At 69.1% G+C, this 11305-nt stretch carries 10 protein-coding genes; 7 read left to right on the forward strand and 3 right to left on the reverse strand.

Translation table 11 applies throughout. The features are described from left to right. Window positions 1–8: 8 nt before the first annotated feature. On the reverse strand, window positions 9–833 hold the full coding sequence (locus ACT54R_RS20620) for an alkaline phosphatase family protein (protein ID WP_476329403.1): 825 nt from the start codon (window positions 831–833) through the stop codon (window positions 9–11). Between the two features lie 31 nt (window positions 834–864). Then, window positions 865–1341, reverse strand: coding sequence for a hypothetical protein (locus ACT54R_RS20625; RefSeq protein ID WP_476329406.1), 477 nt, complete (start codon window positions 1339–1341; stop codon window positions 865–867). 333 nt (window positions 1342–1674) lie between these two features. Between ACT54R_RS20625 and ACT54R_RS20630 the strand changes: the two genes are divergently transcribed. After that, the gene (locus ACT54R_RS20630; RefSeq protein ID WP_476329408.1) at window positions 1675–3156 is read left to right on the forward strand and encodes a replicative DNA helicase; all 1482 of its coding nucleotides are present in this window, start codon (window positions 1675–1677) and stop codon (window positions 3154–3156) included. Then, the gene (gene alr, locus ACT54R_RS20635; protein WP_476329409.1) at window positions 3153–4325 is read left to right on the forward strand and encodes an alanine racemase; all 1173 of its coding nucleotides are present in this window, start codon (window positions 3153–3155) and stop codon (window positions 4323–4325) included. The genes ACT54R_RS20630 and alr overlap by 4 nt, the downstream gene beginning before the upstream one ends. Here alr and ACT54R_RS20640 read toward each other — a convergent pair. Then, entirely contained in the window at window positions 4310–5521 is a 1212-nt protein-coding gene (locus ACT54R_RS20640; protein WP_476329411.1) for an SRPBCC family protein, read from the reverse strand. The genes alr and ACT54R_RS20640 overlap by 16 nt on opposite strands. Before the next feature lie 224 nt (window positions 5522–5745). Between ACT54R_RS20640 and radA the strand changes: the two genes are divergently transcribed. The 5 genes from radA (at window position 5746) to ACT54R_RS20665 (ending at window position 10871) form a co-directional block, all read left to right on the forward strand. Further along, on the forward strand, window positions 5746–7236 hold the full coding sequence (gene radA / locus ACT54R_RS20645; RefSeq protein ID WP_476329413.1) for a DNA repair protein RadA: 1491 nt from the start codon (window positions 5746–5748) through the stop codon (window positions 7234–7236). Between the two features lie 108 nt (window positions 7237–7344). Beyond that, window positions 7345–7920 (forward strand): CvpA family protein, encoded by a 576-nt coding sequence (locus ACT54R_RS20650; RefSeq protein WP_476329415.1) that lies wholly within the window; start codon window positions 7345–7347, stop codon window positions 7918–7920. A gap of 149 nt (window positions 7921–8069) precedes the next feature. Then, a complete protein-coding gene (purF, locus tag ACT54R_RS20655; RefSeq protein WP_476329418.1) occupies window positions 8070–9611 on the forward strand; it encodes an amidophosphoribosyltransferase in 1542 nt (513 codons plus the stop codon). A gap of 72 nt (window positions 9612–9683) precedes the next feature. After that, window positions 9684–10100 (forward strand): VOC family protein, encoded by a 417-nt coding sequence (locus ACT54R_RS20660; RefSeq protein WP_476329420.1) that lies wholly within the window; start codon window positions 9684–9686, stop codon window positions 10098–10100. Window positions 10101–10127: 27 nt separating this feature from the next. Next, complete coding sequence (locus ACT54R_RS20665) at window positions 10128–10871, forward strand: SDR family NAD(P)-dependent oxidoreductase (RefSeq protein WP_476329422.1); 744 nt, start codon at window positions 10128–10130, stop codon at window positions 10869–10871. Window positions 10872–11305: the final 434 nt, after the last annotated feature.

Below are 11305 nucleotides of genomic sequence, written 5' to 3' on the forward strand. Positions count from 1 at the left end.
ACGCAGCATCATCCCAAGGCCGGCAGGTTCTCCACCGGCCGGCCGCGGTAGCGGATGAGGAGGGGGACGGTGAGCGTCATGGGGTGGGCGATGCCGTGCTCCCACAATCCGTCCTCGCCCCAGCAATCGCCGTGGTCGCCGCACAGGACGATGGTGGCGTCGGCGAAGCGCTCCAGCAGCGGGGCGAGCTTGCGGTCCACATATTCGCAGCACAGGCGCTGGCGCTCACGGCACTCGGCCGAGCGGTCCACCTTCTGGAACGGCAGGCAGGGATTGTCGGCGCGGTCCCAGGGCGCGCCCTCGAAATAATAGGGCACGTGGGTCTCGCCCACATTCAGGAAGACGAACAGGTCACGCCGCGTCTCCCGCGCCGCCTGCTTCTCGATGAAGGCGATCTGCGTGGCGATGCCCTTGTCGCCGGTGAACAGGAACTGCTCGAAACTGCCGGTGAGCTTCTTGGAAACCGGCGTCTTCGGATCGAACCAGCCCATGGCCGCGGTGCCGATGGTGGCGTAGCGGGCATTGCGGAAGCCATCCACGATGTCGGTGCCGCTCACCGAGAAGCCCGGCCGCGCATGGCCTGCCGCTCCGGCCCGGTCGAGCCGGAACAGCCGCGCGAACTTCGGGTTCAGGAACGGCGTCGCCAGCTCCGCCACGCCGGGGGTGAAGCCCGCGAACATGGCGGCGTGGGAGGCATAGGTGAAATGCGCCGGGGCCTGCGCCCGGTAGAGGGCGGAGACCTGCTTCATGGCAGGCGCGGTCGCCGCCACGAAGGTGTCGTAACGGCAGGAATCGATCGTGACGAAGAGCACGCTGTCAGGGGTGACACGCATGGGCGGCGGACGCTTTCAGAAAGGGGTGGCTTCAGTTGCCGCCATCATTATTGGCCTCGCCGCACGTATAGCCAACGAAGCAACGGGGATTGTCGGAGGTGGGCATCCAGGCCGGCTTGGTGGTCTGGTCGTCCTGGCAGAAGCGCTGGTCGCGCACATAGCGCTGCGCGTTGCCACCGCCGGTGGGGATGAGGATGAAGCCCTGCGAGTTCACCACCTGGCGGACGCCCGAGCAGGTGGAGGGCGGCACGGGAACAGCCATGTAGCCTTCCGGCGGCGGCTGGTTCTGGCCGTAGATGGCGGTGCCGTCGACAGGCACCGGCAACGGTCCCGCGCCGAGGTCGGACGGCGGCGCCAGCGGATCGCCCTGGGCACTGGCCACGGACGGCGCGAGAAGGGACGGTGCCAGAACAGTCGGCACGAAAACGGCCGCCATCAACACCCGCGTGCACAGCACGCGCACCGCACGCGCGGCAGACCGCGACGTTCCGGACTGGACAGAACGCATCACTTTTCCCCTCAGTGCCGCCGCGGCAAGCCTGTAGCGCACCTTGCGTCCGGTGGCAAAGAGAACCGCGCGAAATCCGCGCCGCGGCTCGGTTTCGGCCCCGTTCAAGCTGCGTCGCCCTTCTGTCACGAATGGTTCCGCGGGAGAGCCGGGTCGCACGCGGGTCCCTGGCGCCGATCGGCCGCCCAGCGACGGGTAGCGGGCGCTACGCTGGACGTTATCCCCACTGTCCTTCTCTGGGGACAATAGGTGTGTGTTGCTGGCTGCCGCATTCGATCTTGCTACACCACCTCCTCAAAGCAAGAATTGCCCCATCAGGGAAGTGCCGGCTTCATGCTCGATCTGTCGGACAAGGGCGACCTCGAACCCGCCTATCGCCAGGCGCCCCACAATGTGGAGGCCGAGCAGGCCCTGCTGGGCGCCATCCTCGTGAACAACGAGGCGTTCTACCGGGTCTCCGACTTCCTCGAGCCGCGCCATTTCTACGAGCCCATCCACGCCCGCATCTTCGAGCTGGCGTCGGCGCTGATCCGCGCCGGAAAGCTCGCGACCCCGGTCACCATCAAGACCTTCCTGCCCGCCGACCTGGACGTCGCCGGCCTCACCGGCCCGCAATACCTCGCGCGGCTGGCGGCGGAGGCGACCACCGTCATCAATTCCGAGGACTACGGCCGCACCATCTACGACCTCTCGGTGCGGCGCGACCTGATCCGCATCGGCGAGGAGATCGTCAACGAGGCCTATGACGCCCCGGTGGACGCCACCCCGCAGGACCAGATCGAGGAAGCGGAAAAGCGCCTCTACGAGATCGCCGAGACCGGCCGCTACGACGGCGGCTTCCAGCGCTTCGGCGAGGCGCTGCGCGAATCGGTGGACATGGCCTCCAAGGCCTTCCAGCGCGACGGCCACCTCTCCGGCATCGCCACCGCCCTCGACGACCTCGACCACCAGATGGGCGGCCTCCAGCCCTCGGACCTCGTGATCCTCGCCGGCCGACCGGCCATGGGCAAGACTTCGCTTGCCACCAACATCGCCTTCAACATCGCCGCCGCCTATCGCGGCGAGACCCGGCCGGACGGCTCGACGGAAACCGTCTCCGGCGGCGTGGTTGGCTTCTTCTCGCTGGAAATGTCGGCCGAGCAGCTCGCCACCCGTATCCTCGCCGAGCAGGCGGAGATCGCCTCCTACAAGATCCGCCGCGGCGACATCTCGGAGAGCGAGTTCTCCAAGCTCGCCGCCGCCGCCCAGACCATGCAGACCATCCCGCTCTATATCGACGACACCGGCGGCATCTCCATCGCCCAACTGGTGGCGCGGGCGCGGCGGCTGAAGCGCCAGCGCGGGCTGGACTTCATGGTCATCGACTATCTCCAGCTGCTGTCCGGCTCGTCCAAGGCGTCGTCGCAGAACCGCGTGCAGGAGATCACCGAGATCACCACGGGCCTGAAAGCCCTCGCCAAGGAGCTGCAGGTGCCGGTCATGGCGCTGTCCCAGCTCTCGCGTCAGGTGGAAGCCCGCGACGACAAGCGGCCCCAACTGTCGGACCTGCGTGAATCCGGCTCCATCGAGCAGGACGCCGACGTGGTCATGTTCGTTTACCGGGAGGAGTACTATCTTAAGAGCAAGGAGCCGAAGCCCGGCACAGAGGAGTGGTTCAAGTGGGAGATCGAGATGAAGGCGGCCGAGAACACGGCCGAAATCATCATCGGAAAGCAGCGCCACGGTCCGACCGGGACGGTGAAGGTGCATTTCGAGCCGCAATTCACCCGCTTCTCCAACCTGGCGCGGGAGGACCACCTGCCGGATCGCCATTGACCGGCGAACCGCAGGCACCGGAAGACTCCGCCACGACCGAGGCTGCCGCAGAACAGGCCGCGCGCGAGGAACGCGAGGCGGGCGCTGTTCTCACCATCGATCTCTCCGCCATCGCCGACAACTGGCGCACCCTTGCGGCGCTTGCCGCCCCCGCCGAATGCGCCGCGGTGGTGAAGGCCAACGCCTATGGCCTCGGCATCGACCGTGTCGCGCCGGCCCTGTGGAAGGCCGGCGCCCGCACCTTCTTCGTCGCCCATTTCAAGGAGGCGCTGGAGCTGCGCGCGCTGCTGCCCGAGGCGGTGATCCACGTGCTCAATGGCCTCCTGCCGGGGACGGCCGCCGACCATGTGGCGGCGAACCTGCGGCCGGTGCTCGGCTCGGTGCCCGAGATCACCGAGTGGAGCGACTTCTGCCGCGAGCGGGGCGCCGATTTGCCCGCCGCCATCCATGTGGACACCGGCATGAACCGGCTCGGCCTCTCGGTGGACGAGGCGGTACAGCTCGCCGGGACGCGCAAGATGCTCGGCTTCACGCCGAGCCTCGTCATGAGCCACCTCGCCTGCGCCGACACCCCCGGCCATGCGCTCACCGCCCGCCAGCGCGCGGTGTTCGCCGACGTGATCCGCCGCTTCCGGGGCGTGCCGGGCTCGCTGGCGAATTCCGCCGGCACCCTGCTCGGCCGCGATTTCCGCTTCGAGCTGGTCCGTCCGGGCATCTTCCTCTATGGCGGCGTCGCCATCACCGGCGTGCCGCCGCTGCGTCCCGCCGTGCGGCTGGAGGTGAAGATCATCCAGATCTCCACCGTCGCGGCCGGCGAAACGGTGGGCTACGGCGCCGCCGAGCGGCTGAAGCGGCCGAGCCGCCTCGCCACCGTCTCCATCGGCTATGCGGACGGGCTGTTCCGCGCCGCCGGCTCCTCCGACCTCGCCAAGGGGGTGGAGGCCATCGTCGCCGGCCGACGCTGCCATCTGGTGGGCCGCGTCTCCATGGACCTCGCCACCCTCGACATCACCGACCTGCCCGAGGGCGCGGTGCAGCGGGGCGACGTGGCCGTGTTCCTCGGCGACGGCATCAGCGTGGACGACCTCGCGGCCCGCTCCGGCACCATTGGCTACGAGGTCCTCACGTCCCTCGGCGCCCGCTACGCCCGGCGCTACATCGGCGGCTGAGGGGCGGCGCGCTTGGGGGCGTCCGGGGCCTTTGCGGCGGCCAGCTCCGCCGCATAGGTCTCCTCGAACCAGCCGATGCGCTTCTCGAAGGCGGGGCTCAGGCGCTGGTCTTCGGTGATCTGGCGGGCGACGCTCTGCTGGCCCTCGCACACCGCATTGTCCTCGGCGAGCACGCGGCGCGCGTAGAAGGGCACGATGCGGGCGATCATTTTCTGCGCGAAGCGGTCGAAAAGGCCGAGCAGACCCTGCCGCGGCGGCGCGATGGGGCCCTGGATGAGCCAGCCCTCCAGCCGCGAGCGGTCATGGGCCAGCGGCGCATAGCGCAGCACCATGACCGAATAATAGGAACGGCCGAAGAGGTCGATGGTGTGGAACTGGGACGCCCCGAAGGTGGGGAACAGGTTCACGATGAGATAGTCGCGGGCGCGATAGGTGCCCGCCCGGCAATCGGCGAGCACGCCCGCCACCGGGTCGTCCCCCGGCTCGGTGGTGTAGAGGCTGTGCCGGCCGAAGCGGGCATAGGTGACCTCCTTCGCCTTCAGATAGCCGTTGGCGCCGAAGGTGGAGGGGTGGACGGCGACGATATGGTAGTCGTCCAGCGTCACGTGGGTGAGGAACTTCCAGTTGGCCGGCACCTCGCCGCCGAAGCGGGTGAAGGTGCGCCCGGGCGGGCAGAGCGCGGCGAGGATGGGCGCGGCGTCGCCGAGAAAGTCCGCGAGGGTCTCACCGTCCGGATCGGGAAACCGCCCGAACACGAGACCGGCGAATGCCTCCACCTCGATGGGCTTCAGGTGCGCGCCCAGCTGCTTCGGCAGGCAGCCATAGGCCTCGTCGCAGACGGGGATGCCCAGCGCCTGGCCCTCGGCATTGTAGCGCCAGTGGTGGAACGCGCAGACCATGGCGCCCTTCCCGCTCCGCTCGCGGCGGATGGGGTGGAAGCGGTGGGCGCAGACATTCTCGAAGCCGCGCAGCCGGTCGCCGAAACGCTGGATGAAGACGGAACGCCCGCCAAGATCGGTGCGGAACCACTGGCCGTCCTCACTGACCTCGCCATCGAGGCACAGGAAGGTCCACACCCGCCCCAGTGCCTGCTGCTCCGCCGCGAAGGCGGCGGGATCGGTGGCCGCGCGCACCCATTCGGCGGGCTGGCCGGAGGCGGGGGCGGCAAGGGAAGGAACCGACGGGTCTTGGAACACGGGCGATCCCCTGACGTGACGGAAAAGGGCAGCGCAGGGTGATTAGCAGAGGTGTCCCGCTCCCGCCATCTGGAGATGCGCCGCAGGGGGCGCGCAACTCTGAAGGCCAAGCCGGTCGTTCGCTCCGCTCCCCATGACGCGGGGCCAATGGGGTATAAGGAGAACATCGCCCGAGATTCGGGCCTCCAGACCCGGCCGGTCCGCCCGCGCCGAGGGTGATGCTCATGGCCCGGCGCGACACGTCCTTCATCTGCCAGTCCTGCGGCGCGGTCTATGCCCGCTGGCAGGGCAAGTGCGAAGCGTGCGGTGGCTGGAACACCATTTCGGAAGAGGTGGCGGTGGCCGCCAGCGTCCCGGCCGCCCAGCGCTCCGGCCGCAAGGGCCGCGCGGTGGTGCTGGAAAAGCTGGAGGGCACCGCCAAGCCCGCCCCGCGCCTCGTCTCCGGCATCGGGGAGCTGGACAGGGTGGCCGGCGGCGGCTTCGTGCCGGGCTCCATCCTGCTCATCGGCGGCGACCCCGGCATCGGCAAGTCCACCCTGCTGGTGCAGGCCTCGGCGGCGCTCGCCCAGCGCGGGCAGCGCGTCGTCTACGTCTCCGGCGAGGAGGCGGTGGACCAGGTGCGCCTGCGCGCCCAGCGGCTCGGACTGGAGAAGGCCGAAGTGGGCCTCGCGGCCGAAACCAATGCGGAGAACATCATCGCCACGCTCTCCGGCGGGCCGCCAGTTCACATGGTCGTGATCGATTCCATCCAGACCATGTGGTCGGACAGCGTGGAGAGCGCGCCGGGAACGGTGACGCAGGTGCGCACCTCGGCCCAGTTGCTGGTGCGCTATGCCAAGCAGACGGGGGCCTGCGTGATCCTCGTCGGCCATGTCACCAAGGATGGGCAGATCGCCGGCCCCCGCGTGGTGGAGCACATGGTGGACGCGGTGTTCTCCTTCGAGGGCGACGGCGGCCACCAGTTCCGCATCCTGCGCGCGCAGAAGAACCGCTTCGGCCCCACCGACGAGATCGGCGTGTTCGAGATGACCGGGCGCGGCCTCTCCGAGGTGGCGAACCCCTCCGAGCTGTTCCTGTCCAACCGCGACGCCGGGGCGCCGGGCACCGCCGTGTTCGCCGGCATGGAGGGCACGCGCCCGGTGCTGGTGGAGATCCAGGCGCTGGTCGCCCCCTCCTCCCTCGGCACCCCGCGCCGGGCGGTGGTGGGGTGGGACCCCAACCGCCTCTCCATGGTGCTGGCGGTGCTGGATGCCCGCTGCGGCGTGCGGCTCGGCGGACACGACGTCTATCTGAACGTCGCCGGCGGGCTGAAGATCGGCGAGCCGGCGGCGGACCTCGCGGTGGCGGCCGCCCTCGTCTCCTCCCTCACCGGCGCGCCTCTGCCGGCGGATGCCGTGCATTTCGGCGAGGCGAGCCTGACGGGGGCGGTGCGCCCCGTCTCGCAGGCGCAGGCGCGGCTGAAGGAGGCGGCGAAGCTCGGCTTCGGCAGTGCCGTCATCCCCTCCGGCGGCCTCGACGGGCTCGACCCGCCGGTCTCGGTGCGGCCCGTGTCCTCGCTGGCGGAGCTGGTGGCCGGCATCGCGGCCAGCGCCCCTCGCCGGGCTCCGCGCGAGACGCGCGATACTGCCATGCGCGAAACGCGGGTCTCCAGTGACCGCAATCCCCCGCAAAGGGCCATCCAGCACGCGAACTGGGGCGACGACGAGGAAAGGTGACGCGGGCGGGCGCGCAAGCTATATCACCCCCGCGGCTGGGCTCTCCGGGGGTGGGCGGGTCGCGCGCATGCGCGTCCGGCGGTGCGCCCATCACGGATCGATGCGCCGATGCCCATAACCTTGCTCGACATTATCGTTCTCTCGGTGATGCTGATTTCCGGCATCCTGGCGATGGTTCGCGGCTTTCTGCGGGAAGTCTTCTCCATCCTGTCCTGGGCAGTCGCAGCCGGCGTCACCGTCTATTTCTACAAGTCCGCTCTGCCTGTGGTGAAGCAATACATCTCGCAGGACTCCGCGGCTCTTGCGGTGACGGTGGCATTGCTGTTCCTCGGCACGCTGCTCATTGCCTCCATCATCACCGCGCGCATCTCGGATCTGGTGCTCGACAGCCGAATCGGCGCCCTTGACCGCACTTTGGGCTTCGCCTTCGGCCTCGCCCGCGGGCTGCTGCTGATGGTGATCGCGCTGCTGTTCTTCAACTGGCTGGTGCCGCCGGAGAAGCAGCCGCCGTGGGTCGCCAACGCAAAATCGCTCCCCGCCATCACGAAAGCGGGGGAGTGGCTGAAGGCGCAGTTGCCGGATGACCCTGAAAACACCATTTTGAACAAGTTGAAGAAGCCGCCCGCCGCTGAGGAGGGTGACACGACTGCCGCCCCGGCCGCCCCGACGGGGGGACAGCGTTAGGTTCTTTTTGGGGGCAGCAACAGACCGGCCTGTCGGCCGGGGCATTCACGCGGGGGCATGCGCCTTCCGCGCTATGGGTGCTCCCGGTTCCGATTGCCCGGCGCAAGCTCGCACGGCGCTGCCTGACCGGCCCGCGCGGAGGGTGCATGATGGACTTGGGATGTGACGGGCCGATCTCAGTGGCCGGCGGTGAAAGCGCTTCCCGCGCAGACGGTGAAGACCACGCAGGCGGTCGCACCGCTCTCGATCTCGACCTGAACGGCGACCGCCTCCGCGAGGAATGCGGCGTCTTCGGCATCTACGACCACCCCGAGGCCGCGGCCATCACCGCCATCGGCCTCCACGCCCTCCAGCATCGCGGACAGGAAGCCGCCGGTATCGTCTCCTATGACGGCCGCCGCTTCCACTCCGAGCGCCGCCTCGGCCTTGTGGGCGACGCGTTCTCCGACGCCGCCGTCATCGCCCGCCTGCCCGGCGACAGCGCGGTGGGCCATGTGCGCTACTCCACCACCGGCGAGACCCTGCTGCGCAACGTGCAGCCTTTGTTCGCCGAGCTGGACGCGGGCGGCTTCGCCGTGGGCCACAACGGCAACCTCACCAACGGCCTCACGCTGCGCCGCCAACTGGTGCGCGAGGGCGCCATCACCCAGTCCACCACGGACACCGAGGTGATCCTCCATCTCGTGGCGCGCTCCCGCAAGCCGCGCTTCGTGGACCGCTTCATCGACGCCATCCGCACGCTGGAAGGCGCCTATTCGCTGGTGGCGCTCACCAACAAGAAGCTCATCGGCGCCCGCGACCCCCTCGGCATCCGCCCGCTGGTGCTCGGCTCGCTGGACGGCTCCCCCATCCTCGCCTCCGAGACCTGCGCCCTCGACATCATCGGCGCGCGCTATGTGCGCGACATCGAGAACGGCGAGGTCATCGTGATCGACGAGGAGGGCGTGCAGTCCTTCAAGCCGTTCCCGGAGATGGCGCCCCGCCCCTGCATCTTCGAGTACATCTATTTCGCCCGGCCGGATTCCGTGGTGGGCGGGCGCTCCGTCTACCAGGTGCGCAAGAACATGGGCCGCGTGCTGGCCACCGAAAGCCCGGCCCATGCGGACGTGATCGTCCCCGTGCCGGATTCCGGCGTGCCGGCCGCCATCGGCTTCTCCCAGACCTCGGGCATCCCCTACGAGCTGGGCATCATCCGCAACCATTACGTCGGCCGCACCTTCATCCAGCCCACCCAGTCCATCCGCGACCAGGGCGTGCGCATGAAGCATTCCGCCAACCGATCGGTGGTGGAAGGCAAGAGCATCGTCCTCGTGGACGACAGCCTCGTGCGCGGCACCACCTCGGTGAAGATCGTGCAGATGATGCGCGATGCCGGCGCCAAGGAGGTGCATTTCCGCATCGCCTCCCCGCCCATCACCCACCCGGACTATTACGGCATCGACACGCCGGACCGGGACAAGCTGCTCGCCGCCACCCATGATCTGGAAGGCATGCGGCGCTACATCGGCGCGGACTCGCTCGCCTTCCTCTCGGTGGATGGCGTCTATCGCGCCATGGGCTACGAGGGGCGCGACCCGGTGAAGCCGCAGTTCACCGACCACTGCTTCACCGGCGACTATCCCACCCCCCTCACCGACAAGGCCGGTGCCGTGGGCCAGCAGCAGCTCTCTTTGCTCGCCGAAGCGAGCTGAGGGAACTCCTCTTCACCTTGCGGCGTCTCCGGAGCGGCAGCATAAAGCTGCCGTAACGGAAGGAGACGCCGCATGGTGGAAATGAACAGCTGGCAGCGCGGCCGGCTCATCGATCACATCCAGCTCGTCGTCCGCGACATCGCCCCCGCGCGCCGCTTCTACGGCGCGGTGATGGAGGTGCTCGGCGTCGAAATCCTCGATGCCGAGGGCTTCTTCTTCGCGGACGAGCTGTGCGTGAGCGTAGGTGAGCCCCTCACCGGCCGCGCCCACATCGCCTTCCAGGCGCCGGACCGGGACACCGTGCAGCGCTTCTACGAGGCGGCCCTCGCCGCCGGCGGCACGGACAATGGCGGGCCGGGGCTGCGCCCCTATCACGCGGATTATTACGCCGCCTTCGTGCTCGACCCCCATGGCAACAACATCGAGGCGGTGTATCACGGGCCGGCCGAGCGCTCCGCGCCCTCGGTGGAGATCCGGGCCGCAAGCTGAGCCCCTTAAGCAAAAGGACATCCGACCGTGACCGACCGGCCGCTTGCCGAAAAGATCGCCCTCGTCACCGGCGCCACCCGCGGCATCGGCGCCGCCACCGCGGTGGCGCTGGCGAAAGCCGGGGCGCATGTGGTGTGCGTCGGCCGCTCGGAAGGCGGGCTGCAGGAGGTGGACGATGCCATCCGCGCGGTGGGCGGCAGCGCCACGCTGGTGCCGCTGAACCTCAAGGATTCCGAGGGCATCGACCGCCTCGGCGGCGCGCTCTACGAGCGCTACGGGCGGCTCGACATCTATGTGGCCAATGCCGGCGTGCTCGGCCCGCTCTCGCCCCTCGGCCACGTCTTCCCCAAGGACTGGGAGGACACGATCGCGGTGAACCTCACCGCCAATTGGCGCTGCGTGCGCTCCTTCGACCCGCTGCTGAAGCTCTCCCCGGCGGGGCGCGCGGTGGTGGTCACCTCCGGCGCGGCCAGCAAGGCGCGCGCCTATTGGGGGCCCTATGCCATCACCAAGGCGGGCCTCGAGGTGATGGCCCGCACCTGGGCGGACGAGAGCGTCTCCGGCAATCTGAAGGTCAACCTCTTCAACCCCGGCCCCATCCGCACCCTGATGCGCGCCAAGGCCTTCCCCGGCGAAGACCCGTCCACCCTCCCCGCCCCGGAAGAGGCGGCGGAAGCCATCCTGCCCCTGTGCCTGCCCACCTTCATGGAAACCGGCAAGCTCTACGACTTCCCGCAGAAGAAGCTGCTCAGCTTCCAGATGCCGGCGTAGGTGGGCTGCAGGGGGCGGCTCTCGTCGCACCCAAACGGCCGTCGTGCTCCGGCGTGACGAGAGCGAAATCTGGCGGCCTGCGCCCAGCCGCGCCATGGGCCCTCCGGTCAAGCCGGAGGGCGACGGCGGTGTGGGAATAAGCCCGGCCATGACGATGGCGCGAGCGATGCCGGATGAAAAATGCCGTCGTGCTCCGGCTTGACCGGAGCACCCATCCCGCCGAAAGCGCAGATGACAGCGTGACGGGAGCAAAATCCGGCGGCGCGCGCCCGGCCGCGCCATGGGCCCTCCGGTCAAGCCGGAGGGCGACGGCGGTGTGGGGAAAAGCTAGGCCATGACGATGGCGCGAGCGACGCCGGATGAAAAATGCCGTCGTGCTCCGGCTTGACCGGAGCACCCATCCCGCCGAAAGCGCAGATGACAGCGTGACGGGA

This window comes from Xanthobacter sp. DMC47 (assembly GCF_056313845.1).

What these genes read in the sequence shown, in the direction of transcription:
- ACT54R_RS20620 (WP_476329403.1), bottom strand. Translation starts at nt 833, where the DNA reads ATGCGTGTCACCCCTGACAGCGTGCTCTTCGTCACGATCGATTCCTGC.
- ACT54R_RS20625 (WP_476329406.1), bottom strand. Translation starts at nt 1,341, where the DNA reads ATGCGTTCTGTCCAGTCCGGAACGTCGCGGTCTGCCGCGCGTGCGGTG.
- ACT54R_RS20630 (WP_476329408.1), top strand. Translation starts at nt 1,675, where the DNA reads ATGCTCGATCTGTCGGACAAGGGCGACCTCGAACCCGCCTATCGCCAG.
- radA (WP_476329413.1), top strand. Translation starts at nt 5,746, where the DNA reads ATGGCCCGGCGCGACACGTCCTTCATCTGCCAGTCCTGCGGCGCGGTC.
- ACT54R_RS20650 (WP_476329415.1), top strand. Translation starts at nt 7,345, where the DNA reads ATGCCCATAACCTTGCTCGACATTATCGTTCTCTCGGTGATGCTGATT.
- purF (WP_476329418.1), top strand. Translation starts at nt 8,070, where the DNA reads ATGGACTTGGGATGTGACGGGCCGATCTCAGTGGCCGGCGGTGAAAGC.
- ACT54R_RS20660 (WP_476329420.1), top strand. Translation starts at nt 9,684, where the DNA reads ATGGTGGAAATGAACAGCTGGCAGCGCGGCCGGCTCATCGATCACATC.